The following is a 23,640-nucleotide window of genomic DNA, read 5'->3' on the forward strand; positions in this document are numbered from 1 at the left end:
TGACTCACAATGAGCATCCTCTCTTACGGACACAAGATCCGCATTAATCGGGTGTCCACTAAACGAGGGTAACCTCATGATTATCAATTTCTTATTGTCTCTTACCCCTGTGCGGACACTCGCCGCTTGGCTACGAAGATGGTCTCCCGCCCCTCGTTACGCCGATAGAGCATCTGAGAACTCTGGGGGGAACATTTGCAGTAAGCGTTCGATATTGACCGGTGTATTCATGGTGCGGTGGTTGGAGGTATCAAAAAAGTCGTAATTACCCTGCCGAAACTGCACTCTGAATCTTTCACCTATTACGAGTCGACAGTCATGAAACCGTGGAGTACAGGCTTACTATTCCGACGATGGACGTCAGCCTGCGTGCGCATGGGTTGTGAGCTTTTTGCCCGAAGCTGAGCCAATGTTGGACCGTACGTATGGTGTGAAAAACGGTCGGGTTGTGGAGGGTCAAGATGTCATTCGGTGGTTCTACAATGCGCAAGCGCCAGGTGGACAACAGTTAGGTCGCGCACCTGGAGATCGTGGTGCGCCGGGTTACGATATGACGTATTGTGCTCCGAAAAGCGTGTCCTTATTGTGGGAGCTGTCTGACGACGAGAGGGTGCGGCGGCGGATGCGGCGCATGACGAGGCAGTTGCTGCTGCGTTGCAGTACTTGGAGCCGCACGCTGGCTATACTCGTCGTGCTGATTCGGCTAGTCCCAAAGAGATGATCATTGATGATCTGTTCGGTCTGTGTGGTGTACGGTACGAGCGCCTGGCCTCGCGCGCGAGTCATCCGCATGTGTTGGTCAACAACAAGCACCGTGAAGCGTCCTGGGTTCAGTTTCTACCTCACCTAAGGAAGGATTGGTCACTATGCCTAGAAAGTAGTCAGTCTGGTTTAAAGACAAGGCGGTCCATCAGATTGTTGAAATGCTCCGTCTGGAATCGTGCTCGCTGCACCACGCCTACGAGGAAGTCGGCGAACTCCTTGGCGTATCCCACCACACGTTGCGAGCCTGGTGACAGTGTCTGATGGTTTGTGTATGAGGTCCCAACCTGCATGAGGAGATGAACCAGAATGACTACTGTGGCACGACGAGATCTAAGCGGATACGGCCAAGATTGATGTGATGGAAAAAGAACTGCTTGCTAACCCTGAAATCGCGGAACTCATTGATGACCTAACCACGTCTACGACGGATGCCTATGACCTAGTTCGGGTCATGTTGCAAACCCCGATTACCACAGAACTGAACGCTGAAAAAGATGTACACCGCCAAAGACGAGCCCACGGCCAAGCCACCTTACAATGAATTCATTTGAATCATTCAACAATGAACTGCGAAAAGCTACCCGCAACAGGATGCAGTTCACCAACGATGAATCAACGCTCACAACGCTGTGGTTGATGATCTGCAACAGTGAAAACAAACAAGCCGCAAAGACGGCGAAGCAAGGCACACGAGTCTCAGCCACAGCAGGCAGGCTCATGGAAGCAGCCCGAGTTTCCGGCCGGAAACAAGCCAGCAACCAGATGGCAGTGGTCTATCCCGACCGCTTCAACAAATATCTATAAACCTAACCCCACACACAAATAACTTGACGCGCTCTCCGAAAGATCCTGCTCAAACAACGGTTAAACCACACTCCAACTGCCCTAAGCAACTAAAACAACCGCCCGGCCTCCGCCGCGCTTGGCTCTTCATGCTGCAACAACCAACGCTTTCGGTCCAATCCTCCCGCATAACCGGTCAAGCTACCATCGGCACCAAGCACCCGGTGACACGGCACAATCACACTCCACGGATTCCGCCCCACCACCTGCCCAACCCGCTGCGATAGCCCCACATTGCCCATCTCACGCGCCAACGCACCATACGTCGTGGTCGCACCATACGCAATCCCCTGCAACAACCGCCAGACCTGCACCGAAAACTCGCTGGACTCAGCTGCCACATGCACCCAATCCAAAGGCACCGTGAAATCCTGACGCTTGCCGACGAAATACTCGCTTAATTCTGCCCGTGCCTGGCACAGTATCCGGCGGATGCTTTCATCGCTGTTGTCGCCACCGTCCGCTGCGCTTTCCAGTTCACACCGTGGCCCGCACTCCGCAATATCTGGCACATGCTTACCACCACTGAAATACACCCCGACTAGCCCGTCGGCAGTAGCAACCAGCACTACCTCACCAACCGGGTTCTTACCCGGCGCGGAAAAACTCGCGTGTTGCACGCCGCCGTGTGTCTTTCCAGCAGGCGAATTTTTACTATGCGCATCCCGCATCTGCGACTGGGAATCGTTCATAAACCCATTCTAGGGCGATCTGCTGGCAGCATTTCCGCCTGTAGCAGCGTCGTCGGTAGTATCAGCGGTGTGTTTCGCGAGGCCTTTGTGATCGGGATCGGTGCCGCCATTGGTGCGCTCGCCCGGTTCGTTACCCTCGCGATTTTCGGTGAAGAGCTGTTTCCCGTCGCTGTACTCGACATGATCGCCTGTTTCCTGATGGGCTATCTCGCACCCGGCCCGTTTGGCGGTGCTGGCATGCTGGGCGGCTTTTCGACGTATTCCGCCTTCGTCGGGCTCGCCTTCACAGAATTGGGCAGCCACCAGGTGTTTTACGTCGCCGGGATTATCATTGCCTGCACGATCTGCTGGCTCGGCGGCGATCAGCTGCGCAACGTGTTGGATCTGCGCGAGAAAATGACGCACTTCGTGCTCACCCATGGGCCCTGGACGCACCCGGAGACGAACCCGCGCGTAAACCCAGATTTCCGTGCCGCTGAAGGCGCTGCAGGCGGCAAGGACGGTGAGAGCGAATGAATCTCGATATCAGCCTCGCCGAAGCACTCTTGTCGACGGCTTCCGTCGCCGCCGGTGCCTTTGCTGGCGGTCTGGTACGTGGCTTGTTGAGCAAGCTGCGCGGCCGCTACACCGGAACCGCGTGTTCTAATATGCTGGCGTGTTTCGCACTCGGGATTATGCTGGCGCGCGTCGATCTGGGCGCGCTCGTGCACCTGCCGTATTGGGAAATCGCTTTTGGTACAGGTTTTTGCGGTGCGCTTTCAACCCTGGCAACCCTGGCCCGCGAACTGGGGAATCTGACCTACGAACGGGCGTGGATCCGCTTGAGCCTCTATACCGTGTTCACGGTGCTCGGCGGACTGGGCGCAGTCTGGCTGGGATGGTTGCTGGGCATGGCAGTCTGACAAGATAGACCTGAAAATCAGGATTGAAGTGTCCCAGGTTTTGTTCCGTTTGAGTAGCTCGAAAACCTGGAGCATGACCAAAAATGACCAGCATCCAAAGGACCGTGTGGTCTGTCTCGTGGAAGACCGCATCTTGGCGGAAAATATGTCGATGCAGGCTGCGTGCCAAGCAGTAGCCCCAAAGTTGGGGGTTTCATGGCACACGGCTCGTCAATGGACTTAAGCCTGCTCGCCGTTCGGGAACCATCCCAGAACCTGTGCCTGAAGATTTGGCCGCCGAAAACGCGAGGCCGCGCCGTGAAAATCAAGAGCTACGCGATACTAATGAGCTGCTGAAGGCTGCCTCGGCTTTTTCGCCTCATGACCAGGCCCAAAACCTCGGTTATGATCCGATTCATCGCTGAATACCGGGATCGTTTCACTGCCCGAGTTCATTTGTACGACGTTGAAGAATAACCGGACTGGTGGGTTTATCACCTCGCGTGGTTATCGTCAGTTAAAGGCCCGTGGATTAAGTGCTCGTTGTCTTCGTGATGCTGTGCTGGTTGAACGCATTAGTGCTGCTCATCGGGATAATTACGGTGTTTACGGTGTGCGGAAAATGTGGCATGCTCTTCGCCGTGACCGAATCGATATCGGGCAAGAGCACACCGCCCGGCTGATGCGTCTGGCCGGTGTTTCTGGCAAAGGCCGGTCACCTATCACAACCCGTTCACCTCAACATGCCTGATGTGCGCCCGGATTTAGTGCCACAGCACCAAACAAGTTATGGGTGGCTGACATTACGTATGTACGCACGAAGAAAGGCTTTGTGTATGCCGCGTTTGTCACCGACGTTTACTCCAGACGGATCGTTGGGTGGGCGTTATCAGACTCGATGCGCACTTCAGGCTGTGCCGCAGCACACTCTCAACCAGGCAACCCAAGTGCGCTGAAGAAACGATAGGTTTGGTGCACCATTCGAATCGTGGGTCGCAATATGTCAGCGTGGTCTATAACAAGCGAGGTGCCCAGCACGGGATCACTGCTTCCACCGGGACAGTTGGTGACTGGTATGACAATGCTTTGGCTGAAAACGTTAACGGTTCTTACAAGAGGTGAGCTGATTCATACTCGCAGGTGGGATGATGTTATCGAGGTAGAAATCGCGACATTCGAGTGGGTGAATTGGTGGAACGAGACAAGACTGCATCAAAGCTTGGGGTACCGCACCCCGGTCGAGGTTGAAAGCGAGTTTTGGGAACAAGATGAGTCTCGGGAAATAATAGAAAATAAGGTAAATGCCTAGGAACAAAACTCGGGGTACTTCACTGACGTCGAAAACACGATAAACCTCTCTTAGAGGGGATAATTCAGGTAAATCTTCATCCTCTTGCACGACTGTAATACCCCTTGGGAAATCGTACTGAATTTCATCATCTGTAACTATTACAGAGAAGGTTGCAGCCAGTTGTTCCGCTACGTCCCAAGATTGCTCGGAGCAAACCCTTATATAAGTATGTTACCCATTTCTACCACCCTTAATGGCTTCCTTACAGGCTATATAAACAATAAGAATACCTACACTTATCAAGGAAATTCCGGCAATCTGGCCGGCGAGAACAGTTGTCCAGGGAAGAGATTTCAACCCAGGTATATATCCAATTACGAAAGGCTCAGTTAAGAAACACAATGCAAGAATTAAGCTAAGCAAAGGGATTCTATTCGATAAATAGCCTAATAAGCCAAATATCATTCCTGCAGGCAATGAAGCGAGGAACCAAATCTGGTTATCAGAAAAAATACTAGATGAAAAAAATCCGAGAAGCGCGCCCGTCGCATAGTGGACTGCCAACATAGAAAGGAGTGTAAATACTCCGACGAACGGTGAGAGTAGTGTTCTGCCCGATATGGATTTTCCTGCCAGAAATGCACAGCTTATCCATAAAGACGCCGATCCCATGATTTGCCCCACTAGATTGCGTGAGAAAAGTAGCCCGTTCGCCTGCCCTTCGAGCATAGCTGTTGATGTTGCATGGGAAATTGCATAACCCACGGCGATGGCTAGGCAGGCTGTTGGAAGAATGAATCTGTTCATGAGGCCTAACGAAAGAACCTATTGGGTGGACCAGTAGGCGTTGCAGACACCCGCGGAGATACCGCCTGTCACACTAGCGGAAGCCCAGCTCCCAGGCTTAGCAGTCCTGGTGCTAGTTTTGGTACCCATACTAGCCGTGGCGGTGTGGGTCTTTGTCTTGTGCATGTATTTAGACGTGCAAACCTTGGAACCGTCAGATGTGTAACGGCTCCCATAGGTCCAGGTGCCACCGCCGACATTCTCCGTGGCCCGAGGTTTCATGATTGTGGTGCCCACATCAAAAGTCACAACCCCCGAAGTGGGGTTCCCCTCTTCATCCCATGTTAAAATTCGTTCGAAACTATAAGGGATGGATGGTTCGGACTGATTTTCTTGGGCAATAGCTTGGGGAGTTGAAAGGACTAGTCCAGCAACCACGATGGATGCAAGCACTACCTTGAGCGTGCGTTTTATGCGAGTCTCCTTGTATTTGAGCGGAACTGGGGGCAAGGCCTAGTAGGCCATTCGAACAGCTGTCAATCAAGTAACTAAGTGACACTTTAAATCTATCATCAAATGACTTGAGCTGCGATGGGATTCCGCTATTCATAATTATTGTAGAATGCATATAATTTTGATGGGGCCTGACCCCCAAATATTCCTGATCTCCAAATGCTTTGAGCTAACCATATTATCGTTTGTCTACCAATAGACCTAGCGCTTTACCGGGATTTCTAAATACGGGGTGATATTGAGAAATTGACACTCTTTGAGTTTATATAGAGGAAAAGACCGAAGTGCGTCTCTAGAGAAAGCACTTTTATCCGCCAACGCAAAACCGCCAGCCCTCATGCTCGCAATTGAGCACCAGACTGGCGGCAGTCGCTGCCGTAGCAGCGTATTGCATCAAATGGCTAGACCCGCGGGAAACCTAAGCACCGTGGCTTGGGGTTTCACCTTCCAACTGCTCGCGGTGCGAACGGATCGGCTCCCACGCGGTATTGGAACGCATCGGGGTGGTGCGCTCATCGCGGGAACGGTACAGCACGTACGGACGAGTGGTATAACCCACCGGCGCGGAGAATGCATGCACCAGGCGGGTAAACGGCCACACGGCAATCAGCGTGAAACCAGCAATGACGTGCACCTTGAACTGCCACGGAGCGTTAGCCATGAGCTCCGGCTCAATATTGAAAATCAATAGCTGACGCAACCACGGCGAGATGGTTTCGCGGTAGTCGTATCCACCGGTACCGGCTAGGTCGAACAACTGCAGCGTAAACGTCGCGAAGGAACCGGAAATCAGCGCCGCGCCCAAGAAAATGTACATCACCTTGTCGGAGGTGGACGTCGACAAGAACACCGAGCGGTTCTTCAAACGACGGTAGAGCAGGCCGGCAAATCCCAGCAACACGGCCAACGCGGCGATCGAGCCGGGGATGGTCGCGATCAGGTGGTAGGCGTGATCGTCGATGCCGACGGCGCGAGTCCAGGACTTCGGGAAAGCCAGGCCCATCAGGTGGCCGATGATCACGAAGACCATGCCCCAGTGGAACAGCGGCGACGATAGACGCAGCAGCTTGGATTCATAAATCTGCGAGGAGTGGGTGGTCCAGCCGAATTGGTCCGAGCGCCAACGCCAGAAGATACCGACGACAAACGCCACAATCGCTAACCACGGGAACGCGCCCCAGAGGAAGTTATCAAACATGGTGTGGTCCTTAATCAATTTTAGTTATACAACGCCCGGCTGCGTGGTCGGGAACGGCAAATCCGCGATACCGACCATCTCTGCGGGTGGCCCGGTACGGATCAAATCGACGTATTTCTGCGCAGTCTTTGCATCAACCTGCGGCAGCGCCTTGCACAATGCGACGATCAGCGCGACATACGGCGAGCTCGCCTGGTTCAACGCCGCCCGCAGCACCTCGATGCCCTCGCGGTGGCTGGCCACCATTTCCACGGCGCGTTCGTGCTCTTCGCCTTCGGTCATCGCCATGGCTTCCAGCACCACGCACAGGTGATCTGGCAGTTCGTCATCGGAGATCTGAAAACCAAGTGCCTCCAGCTGCTCGCGGAATGACAAAATCGCCATGCCCCGCTGGCGGGTATCGCCCACGGCGTAGTAGGAAAGGAACAACGCGCAACGACGACGCTGATCGAAGGTTTCCACGTAGTGTTCTTCCAGCGCACGCGGGCCCACACTGCGGGCCCATTCCGCGAAGTTCACGAAGTCCGTGGCAATCGCCAACGGCAGCTGGTCTACCTGCTCTTCGACAGCGGCGAGCTTATCGATGATGTCCTCGCCCGGGTAGTTCAGCAACACAGACACCGCCATCGCGGTGATGCGTCGCTGCTCTTCGGTGACCTCCACCGGGGCAATGAACTCGGTGGGCACTTTACCGGTGTGGGCACGCAGGGTTCGCTCGACGTCCTTGGCGCCACCCATAGTGCCGATACCAGCCGGGGTACCGTAGCCGGCGACGGCGTCGTCGGCAGGCGCGGCGGCAAATTTCGGCTTCGTCGACGGAGTCGTCGGGCGTTTGCGCAGTTTGTCGAAGATACTCAAGGGTTGCTCCTACTTCTTCCCTATTCCCTAGTTTCCCTATTTTTTCGGAGGGAACATCGCATCGGGGCGGTCACCGCTCCACGACAACAGCGAGACTTTGCCGCCTTGCGCAGCACTGCTGGTGCAGGCTTCCGGTGCGCCCATGCCCAGGTCGTGGAATACGTCCTCGGAGGCCTTTGCTGGGTCCACGTTGCCGAATGGGTCCAGGTTGGAAATGCCACATGGGGTTTCCGGAGAAGCGGTCGGAATGACGTAACGGTCGTCGTACTTCGCGATCGACAGCAAACGGTACATTTCTTCGATCTGCCTGCCGGTCATGCCGACGGCTTGGGCAATTTCTTCCTGCGGCTCATTGCCCAGGTTGATATCGCGCATATAGGAACGCATAGCCACCAGGCGGCGCAGGGATTTCTCCACCGGCACGGTATCGCCCGCAGTGAACAAACCAGCCAGGTAATCCAGCGGGATGCGCATATTCGACAAAGCCGAGAACAAGATCTTGTGATCCTCGCCGTCGTTACCGGAAGCAGTCACGCTGTCGACGATTGGGGACAGCGGCGGGATGTACCAGACCATAGGCAAGGTGCGGTACTCCGGGTGCAGCGGCAAAGCAACACCGTACTTGAAGATCAGATCGTAGATCGGCGACTGCTGGGCAGCATCAATCCAGGAGTGCGGGATGCCCTCTGCTTGTGCAGCACGCACCACCTCTGGGTCGCGCGGATCCAGCATGATGGACTTCTGCGCCTCGAACAGATCCTGCTCGTTTTCGGTGGCAGCGGCCTCAGCGACGCGGTCGGCGTCGTAAAGAATCACGCCCAGGTAGCGCAGACGGCCCACGCAGGTCTCGGAGCAGACCGTCGGCTGGCCGACCTCCAAGCGCGGGTAGCACAAGGTGCATTTCTCGGCTTTACCGGTCTTGTGGTTGAAATAAACCTTCTTGTACGGACAGCCGGAAACGCACATGCGCCAACCACGGCAACGGTCTTGGTCCACCAGAACAATGCCGTCCTCGGTGCGCTTGTACATCGCACCAGATGGGCACGAGGAAACACAGGTCGGGTTCATGCAGTGCTCGCAGATACGCGGCAGGTAGAACATGAACGAATCCTCGATTTCCTTTTTCACCTCGAGGTTCATGTTGTGCAGTATCGGGTCATCGTCCATGGTTGCGGTGGAACCACCCAGGTTATCGTCCCAGTTGGACGACCATTCAATCTTGCTGATGTCGCGGCCGTCGATCTGCGATACCGGCTTTGCGGTTGGCTGCGTTTTCTGCCCAGCCTTCGCACCCATCAGATCTTCGTACTGGTAAGTCCAAGGCTCGTAGTAGTCCTTGAGCTCCGGCAAGTTCGGGTTGTGGAACAGCGTTGCCAATTTCTTGATGCGTCCACCGGCTTTCGGCTTCAGCTTGCCAGAACTGGTGCGTTCCCAGCCGCCTTTCCACTTCTCCTGGTCCTCCCACGTGCGTGGGTAGCCCAGACCCGGGCGGGTCTCGACGTTGTTGAACCAGATGTACTCGGTGCCTTCACGGTTGGTCCATGCCTGCTTACAGGTCACCGAACAAGTGTGGCAGCCAATGCACTTGTCCAGGTTCATGATCATGGAAATTTGGGCCATGACTTTCATTAGTAGGAAACCTCCTGTGAACGGCGACGGACGCGAGTAACCTCATCGCGGTTGTTGCCAGTCGGGCCGATGTAGTTGAAGTGGTAGGTCAGCTGGCCGTAACCGCCAGCAATGTGTACCGGTTTGATGGAAATGCGGGTCAGCGAGTTGTGCGTGCCGCCGCGTCGGCCGGTGTGCTCGTTGATCGGCGTGCCGACGGTGCGTTCCTGGGCGTGGTTACAGATCATCGTGCCCTCCGGGATGCGGTGGGAAACGATGGCACGCGCAGAAACCACACCGTTGCGGTTGTAGACCTCGACCCAGTCGTTGTCGGTCACGCCGATCTTCTCGGCGTCCTTGTTGGACATCCACACGACCTGTCCACCACGCGAGATGGACAAAACGTGCAGGTTATCGAAGTACTGCGAGTGGATCGACCACTTGTTGTGCGTCGTCAAGTAACGCAGCGTGACTTCGGCTTCGCCACGGTCATTGGTCAGTTCCGTGCCCGGCGCGAATTCGCCGTGCATGTGCACGTGATCCAGCGGTGGGCGGAAAATCGGCAGGGTTTCGCCGTAGTCGATGTACCAGTCGTGGTCGATGTAGTACTGCATGCGGCCAGTGACGGTGTGCCATGGTTTGTCGAATTCCACGTTGATGGAAAACGCGGTGTAGCGGCGCTTGTTGCGCTTGTCGGCGGTCCACTCCGGCGAGGTGATGACCTCTTTCGGGCGTTCCTTAATGTCGTCCCAGGTGATGCGCACGTCTTCGTCGGCCGAACCCAGTGGGGTGAGGTCCTTGCCGGTGCGCGACGAGAGGAACTCGAAGCCCTGCTTCGCCAGCTCACCGTTGGACACACCAGACAGGTGCAAAATCGCGTCGATGACCTTGGTGTCCTTGGACAGGTCCACCAGCTCACCCATGGAAGTTTCCGAGGTACCGCAGATCAGCTCAAGCTCTTTGGCCTGCTTTTCGACGTTGAACTTGGTACCGTGCACGCCCGTTCCCGCCTTGGCAGGTAATGGGCCCAGGTGGGTCCACTTCTCGTAGATCTTGGTGTAATCACGCTCGACGACGTGCAGCTTCGGCATGGTCACGCCCGGGATCAGTCCCTGCTCTTCGACGTTCGGCACCACACCGTTTGGCATGCCCAGCTCGTCGGGGCTGTCGTGGTGGCTTGGCTGCGTGACGACGTCGCGCTGCGTGCCCAGCCACTTCGTGGCCTTGTCCGACAGGTCGGCGGCGAGATCGCGGAAGATCTCGAAGTCGGTGCGTGCCTCCCATGGTGGGTTAATGGCAGCGTTGAACGAGTGCAGGTACGGGTGCATATCCGTCGAGGACATGTCGTGTTTTTCGTACCAGGTGGCCGCAGGGAACACCAGGTCCGAGACCAGGGTGGTCGAGGTGTTGCGGAAATCGGCGGTCATCATCAGATCGAGCTTGCCGACGGGCACGTCATCGGTCCATTTGATGGTGCGCGGGCGATCTTCTTCTGCCAGTTCCGGCGCGTTGGCATCGGAATCGATGCCCAGCAGGTGGCGCAAGAAGAACTCGGTGCCTTTCGCGGAAGAGCCCAGCAGGTTGGTACGCCAGTTGATGAGGATGCGTGGCCAGTTCTCTTCTGCCGATGGGTTGTCGTAAGAGAACTCCAGGTCGCCTTTTTCTAGCTGCTGGACGACGTAATCGTTGACTTCCATGCCGGCTTCGTCGGCTTCGTCGGCCAAGAACAGCGAGTTGCGGTTGAACTGCGGGTAGGCCGGCATCCAGCCACGACGCATGGCTTCTGCCATGGTGTCGGAGACCATCTTGTCACCGATGGCGTCGTTGTTGGCCAGTGGCGAGCCCAGGTGGGATGCCCGCGAGTTGTCGTAACGGTATTGCTCGGTGGCGAAGTAGTAGAAGCCGGTGGTGATCATGTGGCGCGGTGGACGCTGCCAGTCAGCAGACATGGCCCACTGGGTCCAACCATTCATCGGACGCAGTTTTTCCTGGCCGACGTAGTGTGCCCAACCGCCACCATTGACGCCCTGGGTGCCGCACATAGAGGTCAGTGCCAAGAAGGTGCGGTAGATGTTGTCGGCGTGGAAGTAGTGGTTCACGCCCGCACCCATGATGATCTGCGAACGGCCTTGCGAATCAGCGGCGTTCTGCGCGAATTCGCGGCCGATGCGGATGGCGGTTTCCGCAGCCACACCAGTCAGGCCTTCTTGCCATGCTGGGGTGCCTACTTCGTTGGCGTCGTGGAAATCTGTTGGCCAGGATCCTGGCAGGTTGAGTTCCTCACGGTTCACGCCATAGTGCGCAAGCATGACGTCGAATACCGTGGTGACGAGCTTGCCATCAACCTCGCGTACTGGCACGCCGCGGTGTACGACACCAGCACCGATTGGTTTGCCGGTTCCGACGTCTTCTGGGTTGGTGTCCAGGTCAAAACGTGGGAACAGCACCTCCGCGGTGTCGAATTGATCGGTTTCGGCGATGGACATGACCGGGTCGGCATGATCCAAGCCCAGGTTCCACTTCGACGATTCCATATCCCAGCGGTCAGCAACCGTGCCGCCTGGGTCAACAACGCGGCCGTCTTCTTCCATGACCAAGCCACGGTGGGTCGCGTTGGGTGATTCCTTCAGGGTGTCATCAGTGACCTGCGAGGCGGTCAGGAATTTACCTGGGGTGTAGGTGCCGTCGTCACGCTTGTCCAGAGCCACCAAGAATGGCGAGTCAGTGTATTTCCGCATGTAGTTGAGGAAGTACGGCTCCTGACGGTCCACGTGGAAGGTCTTGAGGATGACGTGCCCCATGGCGAACGCCAGCGCGGCGTCGGTGCCTGGTTGGATGCGGGCCCATTCGTCAGCGAACTTGGTGTTGTCCGCGAAATCCGGGGAAACCACGACAACTTTGGTGCCCTTGTAGCGGGCTTCCACCATGAAGTGGGCGTCCGGGGTACGGGTGACCGGGATATTCGAGCCCCACATCATCAGGTAGGACGAGTTGTACCAGTCGCCGGATTCTGGGACGTCGGTCTGGTCGCCGAAAGTTTGCGGCGATGCCGGTGGCAAGTCGGCGTACCAGTCGTAGAAGGACAGGGCGACGCCGCCGATGGACTGCAAGAAGCGCATACCGGCGCCGTAGGAGATCTGCGACATGGCCGGAATAACGGTGAAGCCGTTGATGCGGTCTGGGCCGTACTTACGGATGGTGTAGACGTGTGCCGCCGAAGCAATGTCGATGGCCTCTTCGTAAGAAATGCGGATCAAGCCACCCTTGCCGCGCTGCGAAACATATGCGCGGCGTTTTTCTGGGTCTTCTTGGATCGCGCGCCACGCCAGCACGGAATCGCCGTGCTTTTTCTTTTCCTCACGGAACATGTCGACGAGCACGCCACGTGCGTATGGGTAACGCACACGAGTTGGCGAGTAGGTGTACCAGGAGAACGACGCGCCACGTGGGCAGCCGCGGGGCTCATATTCTGGCATGTCGTTGCCGGTGGTTGGGTAATCCACAGCCTGGGATTCCCAGGTGATCACGCCGTCTTTGACGTAGACCTTCCACGAGCAGGAACCAGTACAGTTCACACCGTGGGTGGAACGGACCATCTTGTCGAAGGCCCACCGGTTACGGTAGAAAACGTCCGCTTGGCGGCCGCCTTTTAAGAACAGCTGTTGGCCGGACTCCGTGGCCTCACCTTTGCGCAGGTAGGCACCAAGCTTAAACAGCGGATTCGGTTTTGGGGAACCAGAAGAACCAGATGCGTGGGAATCAGAAGTAGTCGTAGTCATGGGGGTAATATGCTCCTGTTTATCCTGTATACGGCGCTTTATCCTGGGTACGGTGCGTTCGGGCGGGCGTAGAAGATCCAGACCAGCACCGTGGTAATCGAGAAGTACACAACGCAGCCGATGAAGAAGACCGTTGGGGCCAGCATCGAAAGCAGGACACCGACGATGAATGGTCCGAAAGCTGCCGTGGCACCGGTCCAACCGATCACACCGCCAGCCTGCCGCTTCGGCAGGATCATCGGCATCTGCTTGAAAGTTCCGGCGTTAGCCAAGCCAGTGAAGAAGAAAACCACCAGCATCGAGCCTAAGAACCACCACATCTGATCCGGGTGGGTAGGCGTCAGGAAGAATGTGGCGACGACGGTGAAGATCGTCATTCCGAGACATCCGATGAACGTCCAAATGGCACCGCCGAATTTATCGCAGAGTGGGCCCCACATTGCGCGAACCAGGGCGCCAATGAGTGGTCCAAGGAAGGCGAAGGTAGCACCATTCGGCAGATCTTCGAATTGCCCAGCAAAATCCGAACCAGCACCGAAGGTTTGGTTGATCAGCAGCGGCAGCTGGGCTGCAAAGCCCGCGAATCCACCGAAGGTCATCATGTAGACGATGGTGAGAATCCAGGTGTTTTTGTTGCCAAAAATGTCGATCTGCTGGCGGAAGTTCGCCTCAATCGGAACGTCTTTCAACAGAGTGAACGCCAAGATTGCGCCAACGATGGCCCATGGGACCAGGAAGATCGCTGGGTTGTGCACGAAGATGTGGCCGTCGCCGGTACGCTGCGGTGCGACAAAACCGACACCCAGCAGGGTAAATCCCATCAACCAAGGGGCAACCAGTTGGATGAATGAGATACCGAAGTTACCGATGCCTGCTTGCAGGCCCAGTGCGGTGCCGGACAGGCGCTTCGGGAAGAAGTAGCCGGTCGAGGGCATGAATCCGGAGAACACGCCGCCACCCACACCGGACATGAAGGCCAAAACCAGCAGCCACCAGTACGAAGTGGAGGTATCTTGCACGGCGAAGAACCAGCCGAGCATCGGGATAATGAACAGCAGAGAAGAAACCCAGACCAACTTGCGGGTACCCATGATGGGCGGCATGAACATAAAGAACAGGCGGAACAAACCGCAGGCCAGGCCTGGAATGGAGGTCAGCCAATAAAGCTGAGCAGTGGTCAGGTCGAATCCGATTGCATTAAGCTGTGGAGCAATTGCGGAGACCAGGTACCACGTGGCGAAGCCAATGATAAGAACGAAAGTGGAAATCCACAGTGTCCGCCAGGCGATTTTGGAGTCCCAGTGATCAGATTTTTCTGGATCCCATCCCTGGATAACTTTGCCTGAGGTATCGAGAGTAGTCATTGTATCCTCATTAGTCGTAGGGCCTATGTCCCTCAATTTAGTGGCATATGAATCGATCAAGGAAACCCGAAACAGCTAAATTTTTATTAAATTACGACACACAAATCTTGCGTAATTCGCATAACGAACAATCCTGCAGGTAGGGTACTTAAGGTAGCCCTAAGCTGGGGAAATAACATTCCACTATGACTTTTGTCACCGCCCATTTTCAAGAAATTGGAGGCGAAATATGGGTATAAAACTAGCTGCCATCATCGTCAGTTCCGACCGGATTTTAACAAAAGGTAAAACAAATAAATCCGGTGAAATCGCGCAGGATTTTATTAAAAATTACGGGCTGCAATTGCACGATTCCACGGTGGTAGCGGAAGGTTACGCCCCCGTCGGTGATGCTATAAAAAAGGCTCTCGCGGATGGTTGTGAAATCATCATCGTCATCGGCGGCACCGGCATTGGTGCTACCAACTTCACGCCAGAAGTTACGGAAAAATACCTCAGCGCCCGGTTGCACGGCCTAGAAACACAAGTGCTACTGCGCGGTATGAAATCCTCGCCCAAAGCAGGTTTGTCCCGCGGGATCATCGGCATGACCGAGCACGGCGGCGGGAGTCTGATTATCAACTGTGCGTCGTCGTCCGGCGCGGTCAGCGACACACTATCCGTAGTCTTCCCGCTCCTACCGGATATTTTTCAAGATTGCACAAACTAAAGCCGACGGCTGGGGTAACAAACTACCGCCGTCGCATTAGACTTCCTGTAATCCGAGAATTCTGCTTCCCCGAGCCTGTCTTCCACGTTAAGAAGCTGCACGCGCTTCTCGTCGAGGGATTCTTCTAGCTCTACCCGATACGGACGCCACTGTGGAAGTGAAGCGTCCTGGGTTTAGTTCCTACCTCAGCTACGCAAGGATTGAACGCTATGCCTAGAAAATATTTCGTCGAGTTCAAGGAGAAAGCAGTCCATCACATTGTTGAAATGCTCGGTCTGGAATCGTGCTTGCTGCACCGCGCCTACGAGGAAGTCGGAGAGCTGTGGGTGTATCCCACACCCTACGTTGCGGGCCTGGTACCTCGACTACCCCACAACCACATGATTTCCTACATCAACACATACATGCAGAAAACTTTCGGTCTGAGGTCTCCGCACAATGTGGCACGCAATTGAGCCGTGAAGGTTTTCATATCGGCCGCGACAAGACCGCCCGTCTCATGGAACTAGCAGGTGTTTCCGGCCGCAGACGTGGACGAACCCCTAACCACGATCAGCCCGAAGGCACCGGATCATCGCCCAGGCCTGGTTCAACGAAACTTTCGTGCCCAGGCCCTCGGCGGCTGTGGGTTACTGAGATTACTCATGTTCGTGCCCAGCCAGGATTCGGCTACACCGCGTTTGTCACTGACGTCTAGAGTCGCACGATTGTCGGTGTTGTCACACGTTCGACAACGCGTACTGATTCTACAAAGCGGAACTGATACATGCTCAAGGCCTGCAGGCGTCGGTCGGAGAAGTCGAGCTCGCCACCTTGCTGTGGGTGCATTGGCAGAACACCAAGCAGCTTCATGAAGCATTGGACTACGCCACCCCGCAAGAATTAGAAACCGAATATTATTTCACCGAACCCATTAACACGGGGTCGTAAAAGCGGAACTAAACCCAGTACGCTTCAGCGTTCTTGTGCGGCGTCGTGTTCTTGTTGGGGGCTAGTTCTTTGACTGCTTCGAGCCTGGCGCGACGCTCATTGGGGTTGAGGGATTAGCTCCAAAGTCTCCTCGAATAGTGGTCGTCTGCGTCGAGCGCCCCGCCCCTGGCGGCAGCTCTGCAGGCTGCCACCCCCTTATATTCTAGTCACTCTCGCCCAGAAGGGTTTTCACAGCCGCGTTCATTGCCTCGGCAATCCCGGCCTTGGCGAGCGCGTCGCGCACAAGTCGACGGTGCTTCTGGAAACCGTAGGTTCCCGCGTCCACCCCGGCTGCGACATCCTCGGCTTCGGCTGCGAGATCAACCAACCGCATGTGCAGTGGATCAGCCGGGTCGAACTTCGGGATCGGCAACCGCCACACATTCTTATCAATGTGCCTACCACCGAACAGCCCACGGGATTGATATGCCGCCACCAATTCGGTTGTCACCGGCGCGTTAAGAATCGCGGCGAGGTACCTGGCCTCGTCCGCACCACTAGCAGGCATCCAATACAGTGTGTGATCGATAATCACGCTGGGCTTGGTAACGCGGGCTGCTGCCAGAGAATTTCCGGACTTGGAGTACACTACCCGGTATTTGACGGCGTTGAGCTGCTTCGATAGCTTGCGCTGGTAATCCAAGTTCTCCATCAAGGACAGCTTGGATTGCTTGGTTTTGTTGGTCTCCCAGCGTTGGGATACGTCGCGCCACCATTCCCGTACACCGTTGTCCGCGTTGTTGATCTGTTGCTCGTCCATCAACTGCTGGCGCTCAATGGGCAGCACCGCCCGCCACGGCTCCAATAAGCCGAAGGGGACAAGCGTGGAGCCAAGATGAACGTCGAAGATGTACCTGCTGGGCAGGGTAGCTGACCAAGATGGTTGAGACTTCCACGGTTCTTTTTCCAGCGAGGTGCGGTGGGACTCTACCGTGGTGGTTCCCTGCGTCCTGCCTAGTCGGGAGGTTGTTTGGGTCTGCTCCTCGACGAAAAACAGCATGCGGGGGAAGATCGTCGCCCCGTTGACGACGAGGTCGTTGTAGGGGGAGCGGTTGCCAGCGTCGTTGCCCAGTTCGACGTTTTTCGCCTCGGTGATGGTCAACGCCTCGTAGGTGGCCGACCAATCGTTGCGGACTCGCAGGCCTGACAGCACCTTCTTGATGGAAGGGAACCCACAGGCGGGTTCCTCGCTGCTCTTGGTGGGATCATGGAAAGTATGCCTCGTGCCGAACACCACTGCCGAGGGGACAGGGAAGAACCCGCGTGGGCGCATCTTTTCCAGGTCCCAGGTTTCGGTGAACTCACCGCGCAGGTACGTCCCCCATCGACCGGCCCGGAAGCCTTCGTAGGCTTTCCGCGACAAGACAGCCAGTGGAGTGACGAAACCAAAGGTTCCACCGTCGTTGAGGTACTTGGCCACACTGCGGGTGATGAACAGTCCCACCAGGTCTTGTTGAGTAGCGACTTCACCGCCGTGCCATAGGTTGTAGCGGTTGGCGAAGGCTCGGTACTTCTCCTGAAGGTCGGAGGTCATGTGCCGGTAGGCCACCCACGGTGGGTTACCGATGAGTACATCGACTCGCCTACTGGGCATGGATAGCCACAGGGGGCGGACTTGGTTGCGGATGTAGAAGCCCCAGATACTGTCGCGGCCTTCGGCATTGAGGTCGCAGAGGGTGGTGAAAGTTTCCGCCAGTAGGCTGTAGTCCTTGGTGTTCGGGGTGATTCCGAACTTCTTGAAGATCGGATCAACCTCAGGGTGCGCTGCTGTGGGGTCGGTGTGTTCTTTCGCCCGGTCGGTCATGGCGGTGACTAACTGGTCGAAGGTGTCCGTGTCGCCCATTGAGTTCAGGGGGAAGGTCAGGGTGCGGGCGATGGAGAACAAGGTGGCGTTTTGAACATCGGCCAGGTCAACACCTTCGGTGTTGATGGTGACGACGTTTTCCTCGTGGTCACCAGGTTGGTACCACTGCATCGAGTCTCCCAGATGTACCGGTACCCACACGTCCCCACGTTCGTGGAGGTGCTCGCCGAGTGCGAGCAAGTAGGTCACACGAGCCAAAAGCACGGACACGGGGTGGATGTCGAGACCAAAAACATGGTTTTGGACGTGCTCGACGATTGTGGGAGAGTCCCACCCGGCGGCTTCGGCAGCAGTGATGATCCGCCGGATCGCTTGGAAGAGAAACGTCCCTGATCCGCAGGCTGGGTCAAGGGCGGATTGTTCCAACGGTTTATCCAGCACCTTGGCGGTGACACCTTCTGCCAACCAATCGGGGGTGTAGTACTCGCCCATGCCTTTACGCACATCGGCGTTGATGACCGACTCGTAGAGGATTTTCAGCGCATCGTGGTCAATGTCTGACCAGTCGAACATTTGGATGCGTTTCACGATGTGGGAGAGGTACTGCTGGCCTCCCTCGGCAAGAAGAATCCAGTCGAAGAAGCCGGACTCAATAACATTGTAGATCCCGGCCTGCCGGAACTCGTCACCACTAAGCAGACGCTCGGGATGTTGGAGCAAGTCGTCGAGGGGAAGCCCCATCACGGCGTGACCAATCACAGAGGCTTCAACCACTAGCAGAGTGTGATCGATGAACAGTTTGTCGTTGTCCGTATCGAAGCCGGTACCCAGGGCACTACGCAGCAGGCGCGCCCACAGGTCGCGTTTTAATCCCACAGTGGGGTTGGTGCGAACTTGGGCATACAAGTCCAGCAGGTAGGCCACGTCCTGGCCGTAGGCGGGGGAGGAGGCTCCGAGCAGGCTTTCGATGTTGGCGTGGGTGGGGGCGATGTTGCTCCGAGTAGCCAACACGGCTTGGAGCCATTCAATAAGCCCGACCCCGGTGGCTCCGGGAGAAAGTTCGAAGGTGCTGCGCCGAGCAAAGGAGCCATCGGCGGGGGACTGCTCGAACAGCCACCAGGTTTTCCCGTCGGTGAGGATTCCGTTGTAGCGGGAACCATCTTGGTTCATGCGGGTGGTGACGTAGCCGGCGAGTTGGTTGATGTAGTCAGCGTCGGCGGTCTCATTGGTAAGCCGTTTTTTCACTTCGATGACAGTGGCGCCGGTGGCGATGTCGATTCGTCGGCGAGAGCCGTCACCGATTTGTTCTTCCAACCGTGGGGTGTCCAGGTCGAAGTCGGCGGTAGTCAGCAGGGTCTTAATGTCGGACTGAATGTCGGCTTCAGTGCGTCCAGTGGCGTCTGGGGACGCGAGGCGAGTGATCAGGGATTGTGGTGTAGCCATGGCTTTCTAAGATGGGTAGGTGAAACGTCCCGGGTTTTGTTCCTAGGCATTTGCCTTAATTTCCATTATTTCTCGGGCCGGTTGCCTGCTCCAAAACTCTGATTCAATCTCCTCTGGTGTGCGGTAACTAGGGCACTGATGAAGCATTGCTTCGTTCCACCAATTTACCCACCCAAACGTCGCGATTTCTACCTCAACAATGTCTGCCCACCTTCGGGTATCAATGAGCTCGTTCTTGTAGGAGCCATTGACATTCTCAGCTAGCGCATTGTCACAGGAATCACCAACTGTCCCGGTAGAGGCAGTGATCTCGTGCTCGGCTAGCCGCTCGTTGTAGACGATGCTGACTTATTGCGTACTCGCGTATTGTCAGCCGTGGTTCGAATGATGAACAAGACCTACCGTTTTTTGACACCGACAAACGCGGTGCAGGCGAAGCCTTTCCGCGTGCGAACATAGGTAACATCAGCCACCCACAGTTTTCCTGGCCCCGATGCCCTAAATTCACGCTTAACAAGCTCAGACCGCAGATCCGGCCCTTCAGTCGCGCCTTCTTCGGGTCGGTGTTACTGCTTTAGATCAGCGCCTTATGTTAAATCAGCGTTGTACTTTCACTGAGCGCTGTAAGAATACAGACAATAATAGCGCGCTATTTTACAAAAATCGCGGTTTTTGCAAAATAGCGCGCCGTAGTGTGGGCCTAATTTACACCTCTGATTTAGATCCCTGGCTTAGGCCCCTGGTTTAGACCGGGGTCTCTGTGCTCCCGCCTGTTACTTCCGGATCCAGCAAGCTAGTCGCCTCCTAACAACTTATTTGTTGCGGGACCGCCGCCACATCACGACATAAATTCCAATCCCCAATGCGAAGGCAAATACACCGATACCGAGGATCAAGCCCGAAAAGAAACTCATCGACGATGAGGTTGGCTTATAGTTCGCATTCGCCGCACCACGCTGTGCGGCACCATCTTCGGCGCCACCATCTAGTGCGTCACCGTCTACTGCGTCACCGTGGACATCCTCCTGTCCATCGACGACTCCCGGATTATCCGCGTCAGCTTGCGCAGGCGGAGCTGCTTCCACGCGTGCGCTGCCTGCGGGTGCAGCGGCTTTCGAGCCACCACCAGCGGAAGTAGGGGCCTTGGCTGGAACACCCGAACTGCCACTGCTCGATCTGCTACCGCTCGCGGCTGGGACTGGGCCTCCTCCCCCGCCACGTTTCGGAGTTACTGGAGTAGCCTTTGGACCTCCACCAGCTGGCGCAGACTTTTTCTTTTCGCCATTTCCTCCACCTGCGGGCATGGGCTTTTTCTTCTCGCCATTTCCTCCGCTGGCCTGCCTAGGCTTCGCGGAATCCGGTTCATGACCAGCACTCGGCGCTGAGGACGCTTCAGACTTGTCTGAGCCATTCGGCTTAGATTCGCTCTTTTCCTCTTTCTTGGTGATGGGCGATACGAGCTTCCGCACCGAGTTCTCAATTCCCGAGATTGCTTTTTCCGTCTGCGCGATTTCCTTTTCTGCTTCGGTAAGATGCTGCCCAAAAGTCTTGGACTCGCCGCTGTCGCCTTTGCTCTCCGAACCCGAATTAGTCCCAGTACTCGTTGAATCACCGTCGCCACAGTCGTAGTCACCGACCAGGAACATCACCTCCAACGTCTGCGTTCCGCCCCGTGGCAGTCCGAATTCAAATCCCACCTCGTAGACACCTGCTTTTTCAAACACGAATCCGGTGTGCACATGCGTGTTATATGGGATAGGCCAGGCATCATTAGAATTCGCTGAGTCCAGGACAATTTTGTTACCCCCTAGGCCCTCTTGTAACCAGCCAATCATGCGGCCTGGACCGTGCTGCAGGTTCAGGTTCATCGATACTTCCTCACCTTCTGCAAGGTATTCAGAGCTGAGATGCATCGTGGAAAAACCCAGCCAAGGAACTTCCCGTTCCTGGGTCTGCGGCAAATACCAACCTTCGTCGGCAAGCCCAGCAATTCCCAAGGCTCCGAGCTTCACATGCTGGTTATTGGATACTTCCACCACACTTTGTCTCGATTTATAGGACTTCGGCTTTCCGGAAGAATCATCAATCAGTGCAGGTTCTAATCCGTTCTCCGAAAAAACCGTCATGTCCTGGTGGCCATGCGTGATCTTATGCTCTGGGGTCCAACCTTCCGAGGCGGTGCAGATTTCGTGGATTTGCGCGCTTGCCGACGGCGCGAGCACGCCAGCACCCAGGCCAGCCGTCGCCAAGCCCAATGACAGACCCAGGCTCACAGCGGTTTTCGAGAAACGGCGTGAGATGAGTGAACTAAACGGGCTGAGTGAGCTAAGCGAACTGCGCACACGGGCGTTTCGCACACAGCCGTTGCGGTGCGAGTGGTTCGTGGATTTCATGGTTCCTCCCAAAAGAAACATCCCCAGAAAGTTGCTGGTGTAGTTAACCAGGTAGTTGCTGGTTTTCGTGGCAATAAATTGTGCGGTATGAAAGTGGTCTGAGATTTATCGGACTTTATGTGGTCTCAAAGGCTGTCTGTCTGCTCACCCGCGCGGCCCTGGTGGTCTGCAGGGTTCTGATCGACGGCATCAGCGCCCAGACCACCAAGAACCAGACCGAAAGCAACAACACGATGCTGGCGCCCGCCGGAAGGTCGAATGCCCAGGCAATATAAAGCCCAAAGAAGCTGCCCAACGCGCCGAAGGTTGCCGAAAGCACCATCATCGTCGTCAAGTTTGCGGTGATCAGGCGCGCAGTGGCCGGGGGCGCAATCAGCAGGGCGAGCACCAAGATATTGCCGACGGTGCCAACCGAGATCACCACGGCCGCGGTGACAGCCAGGTAGAGCACGATGTCCATCAGCAGCACCGGAATGTTCATGGCACGCGCGGTTTCGCGGTCCAGGCAGGTCACGTTCAATTGTGGGCCGATGACGACGATCGTCGCCAAGACCAGCACGGACACGGCCAAAGCCAACCACACATCCGTGCTGGAAACACCAGTGAGCGAGCCGAAGAGGAAGCTGCTCAACGAGGCGGTATAACCCTCGGTGCGGGAAATGATCACCATGCCTACCGCGAAGGAAGCAGCGAAGAAAATACCGATCACGGAATCTTCCCGGACATTTTGCCGCTGCGAGAACAACGCGATCAGGATCGCAACCACTGCTCCAGCCACCGCACCACCCAGCAGTACGGAAACCTGCAAGGCGAACGCGATGGTCAGGCCCGGAAATACCGCGTGGGACACCGCATCACCGATAAAGGCCATACCGCGCAACACGACGTAGCAGCCGACGACGGCGCAGGTGATCGCGGCAATCACGGAAATCGCCACCGCACGCGCCAAAAAATCCAGCTGTGGGTTCGCGAGATCCATCAGGAATTCCGGAAAAGAAATCACAGAATTAGGCATTAGCCCCCACCCCAATCGCAGATAGCAGCGGCGAATTCGGCGCGACGGAGAAGGTCTCTGACCAGATCTGCGGGTTCGCGCGAATCTCGTCGGCACGCCCATCGGCCATAATCCCCTTGTTAAACAACACCACGCGGTGACAGGTGTGCACGGCTTCAGCCAGATTGTGACTGGACATGACAATACTCGTGCCCTGCGAACTCAACTGCTCAAACAGCTCCAGCAGGCCTTCCGTATTCGGCGCATCCAACCCCGTGAATGGTTCATCCAAAAACAACACCTCCGGGCGGGTAGCCAAGGCTCGCGCCAACAACACACGCTGGCGCTGCCCGCCCGAAAGCTCCGCAATGGGGCGCTCGGCGAGATCCTCCAGGTTTGTCAGCTGCAACGCGGCGTTAACGGCCTGATGGTCATGCCGACGGGGACGCCGAAACCATCCGATGATCCCTGTGCGGCCGGACAGCACCGTCTTGCGCACGCTCCAGGGAAATTCCCAGGCGACGTCGTGGCGTTGCGGCACATAACCAATCGAGGCATCCACGGCGATCTCGCCGCTTTTCACTGGCACCAGCCCCAGAATCGAACGCATGAACGTCGTCTTCCCTGCGCCATTGGGCCCGAGCAAACCAATGAACTCGCCGTGGCCGATCTCTATGCAAGCATCGGTGATCACCTTGCGCCCACCCAGGAAAACCTGCAGCTTGTCGACGGTAATAAGCGGTTGCATGC

General features: G+C 56.2%; 21 protein-coding genes and 5 pseudogenes. 13 read left to right on the forward strand and 13 right to left on the reverse strand.

What is annotated here, in order from left to right:
- Nucleotides 1-349: 349 nt before the first annotated feature.
- From QP888_RS11125 to QP888_RS06425, 4 genes and pseudogenes are all read left to right on the forward strand, one after another.
- Nucleotides 350-595 (forward strand): annotated as a pseudogene (locus QP888_RS11125) (relaxase domain-containing protein); the annotation flags it as partial.
- Nucleotides 596-627: 32 nt separating this feature from the next.
- Nucleotides 628-804, forward strand: a pseudogene (locus QP888_RS11130) (relaxase domain-containing protein); the annotation flags it as partial.
- Nucleotides 805-1,120: 316 nt separating this feature from the next.
- Nucleotides 1,121-1,306 (forward strand): hypothetical protein, encoded by a 186-nt coding sequence (locus QP888_RS06420; protein ID WP_284812684.1) that lies wholly within the window; start codon nt 1,121-1,123, stop codon nt 1,304-1,306.
- A pseudogene (locus QP888_RS06425) lies at nt 1,300-1,569 on the forward strand (IS256 family transposase); the annotation flags it as partial. The gene QP888_RS06420 and the pseudogene QP888_RS06425, both read left to right, overlap by 7 nt.
- 89 nt (nt 1,570-1,658) lie before the next feature.
- On the opposite strand, the gene QP888_RS06430 reads toward QP888_RS06425, so the two are convergent.
- The gene (locus tag QP888_RS06430) at nt 1,659-2,300 is read right to left on the reverse strand and encodes a methylated-DNA--[protein]-cysteine S-methyltransferase (RefSeq protein WP_284812686.1); all 642 of its coding nucleotides are present in this window, start codon (nt 2,298-2,300) and stop codon (nt 1,659-1,661) included.
- 69 nt (nt 2,301-2,369) lie between these two features.
- Between QP888_RS06430 and QP888_RS06435 the strand changes: the two genes are divergently transcribed.
- The 7 genes and pseudogenes from QP888_RS06435 (at nt 2,370) to QP888_RS11145 (ending at nt 4,490) form a co-directional block, all read left to right on the forward strand.
- A complete protein-coding gene (locus QP888_RS06435) occupies nt 2,370-2,816 on the forward strand; it encodes a CrcB family protein (RefSeq protein WP_284812688.1) in 447 nt (148 codons plus the stop codon).
- A complete protein-coding gene (locus QP888_RS06440) occupies nt 2,813-3,202 on the forward strand; it encodes a fluoride efflux transporter FluC (RefSeq protein ID WP_284571063.1) in 390 nt (129 codons plus the stop codon). The genes QP888_RS06435 and QP888_RS06440 overlap by 4 nt, the downstream gene beginning before the upstream one ends.
- A 73-nt stretch (nt 3,203-3,275) precedes the next feature.
- The gene (locus QP888_RS06445) at nt 3,276-3,425 is read left to right on the forward strand and encodes a hypothetical protein (protein WP_284812690.1); all 150 of its coding nucleotides are present in this window, start codon (nt 3,276-3,278) and stop codon (nt 3,423-3,425) included.
- Nucleotides 3,426-3,459: 34 nt separating this feature from the next.
- Nucleotides 3,460-3,606, forward strand: coding sequence for a hypothetical protein (locus QP888_RS06450; RefSeq protein ID WP_284812692.1), 147 nt, complete (start codon nt 3,460-3,462; stop codon nt 3,604-3,606).
- Between the two features lie 41 nt (nt 3,607-3,647).
- The gene (locus tag QP888_RS11135) at nt 3,648-3,932 is read left to right on the forward strand and encodes an IS3 family transposase (protein WP_502869134.1); all 285 of its coding nucleotides are present in this window, start codon (nt 3,648-3,650) and stop codon (nt 3,930-3,932) included.
- A gap of 33 nt (nt 3,933-3,965) precedes the next feature.
- Nucleotides 3,966-4,148, forward strand: a pseudogene (locus QP888_RS11140) (DDE-type integrase/transposase/recombinase); the annotation flags it as partial.
- A gap of 114 nt (nt 4,149-4,262) precedes the next feature.
- A complete protein-coding gene (locus QP888_RS11145) occupies nt 4,263-4,490 on the forward strand; it encodes an integrase core domain-containing protein (RefSeq protein ID WP_350338236.1) in 228 nt (75 codons plus the stop codon).
- Between the two features lie 213 nt (nt 4,491-4,703).
- Here the strand turns inward: QP888_RS11145 and QP888_RS06455 are convergent, their stop codons facing one another.
- From QP888_RS06455 to QP888_RS06480, 7 genes are all read right to left on the reverse strand, one after another.
- Nucleotides 4,704-5,279: a hypothetical protein gene (locus tag QP888_RS06455; RefSeq protein ID WP_284812693.1), complete on the reverse strand. Its 576-nt coding sequence runs from the start codon at nt 5,277-5,279 to the stop codon at nt 4,704-4,706.
- An 18-nt stretch (nt 5,280-5,297) separates the two neighbouring features.
- Nucleotides 5,298-5,711 (reverse strand): lactococcin 972 family bacteriocin, encoded by a 414-nt coding sequence (locus QP888_RS11150; RefSeq protein WP_350338233.1) that lies wholly within the window; start codon nt 5,709-5,711, stop codon nt 5,298-5,300.
- Between the two features lie 478 nt (nt 5,712-6,189).
- Nucleotides 6,190-6,969, reverse strand: a complete 780-nt coding sequence (gene narI / locus QP888_RS06460) for a respiratory nitrate reductase subunit gamma (protein WP_284812695.1) — start codon at nt 6,967-6,969, stop codon at nt 6,190-6,192.
- Nucleotides 6,970-6,993: 24 nt separating this feature from the next.
- Entirely contained in the window at nt 6,994-7,827 is an 834-nt protein-coding gene (narJ, locus tag QP888_RS06465) for a nitrate reductase molybdenum cofactor assembly chaperone (RefSeq protein WP_284589758.1), read from the reverse strand.
- 36 nt (nt 7,828-7,863) lie between these two features.
- Nucleotides 7,864-9,456, reverse strand: coding sequence for a nitrate reductase subunit beta (gene narH / locus QP888_RS06470; RefSeq protein WP_284812697.1), 1,593 nt, complete (start codon nt 9,454-9,456; stop codon nt 7,864-7,866).
- A complete protein-coding gene (locus tag QP888_RS06475; RefSeq protein WP_284812699.1) occupies nt 9,456-13,214 on the reverse strand; it encodes a nitrate reductase subunit alpha in 3,759 nt (1,252 codons plus the stop codon). Before QP888_RS06475 ends, narH begins: the two co-directional genes overlap by 1 nt.
- Before the next feature lie 38 nt (nt 13,215-13,252).
- Nucleotides 13,253-14,578: an MFS transporter gene (locus QP888_RS06480; RefSeq protein WP_284812701.1), complete on the reverse strand. Its 1,326-nt coding sequence runs from the start codon at nt 14,576-14,578 to the stop codon at nt 13,253-13,255.
- Between the two features lie 229 nt (nt 14,579-14,807).
- On the opposite strand from QP888_RS06480, the gene QP888_RS06485 reads away from it, so the two are divergent.
- Nucleotides 14,808-15,287: a molybdopterin-binding protein gene (locus tag QP888_RS06485; protein ID WP_284812702.1), complete on the forward strand. Its 480-nt coding sequence runs from the start codon at nt 14,808-14,810 to the stop codon at nt 15,285-15,287.
- A 209-nt stretch (nt 15,288-15,496) separates the two neighbouring features.
- Nucleotides 15,497-16,217, forward strand: a pseudogene (locus QP888_RS06490) (IS3 family transposase).
- A gap of 202 nt (nt 16,218-16,419) precedes the next feature.
- Here QP888_RS06490 and QP888_RS06495 read toward each other — a convergent pair.
- The 5 genes from QP888_RS06495 to QP888_RS06510 form a co-directional block, all read right to left on the reverse strand.
- Entirely contained in the window at nt 16,420-19,503 is a 3,084-nt protein-coding gene (locus tag QP888_RS06495; protein WP_284812704.1) for an N-6 DNA methylase, read from the reverse strand.
- A gap of 42 nt (nt 19,504-19,545) precedes the next feature.
- The gene (locus tag QP888_RS11155; RefSeq protein WP_350338237.1) at nt 19,546-19,845 is read right to left on the reverse strand and encodes an integrase core domain-containing protein; all 300 of its coding nucleotides are present in this window, start codon (nt 19,843-19,845) and stop codon (nt 19,546-19,548) included.
- A gap of 470 nt (nt 19,846-20,315) precedes the next feature.
- Entirely contained in the window at nt 20,316-21,896 is a 1,581-nt protein-coding gene (locus tag QP888_RS06500) for a choice-of-anchor M domain-containing protein (protein WP_284812706.1), read from the reverse strand.
- 115 nt (nt 21,897-22,011) lie between these two features.
- Complete coding sequence (locus QP888_RS06505) at nt 22,012-22,911, reverse strand: anchored repeat-type ABC transporter permease subunit (protein WP_284812708.1); 900 nt, start codon at nt 22,909-22,911, stop codon at nt 22,012-22,014.
- Nucleotides 22,904-23,638 carry an anchored repeat-type ABC transporter ATP-binding subunit gene (locus tag QP888_RS06510; protein ID WP_284812710.1) on the reverse strand — a complete coding sequence of 245 codons (735 nt, stop codon included), beginning with the start codon at nt 23,636-23,638 and terminating at the stop codon, nt 22,904-22,906. Before QP888_RS06510 ends, QP888_RS06505 begins: the two co-directional genes overlap by 8 nt.
- Nucleotides 23,639-23,640 lie beyond the last annotated feature (2 nt).

Origin of the sequence: Corynebacterium sp. MSK297 (assembly GCF_030232885.1) — a bacterium.
Classification (GTDB): domain Bacteria; phylum Actinomycetota; class Actinomycetes; order Mycobacteriales; family Mycobacteriaceae; genus Corynebacterium.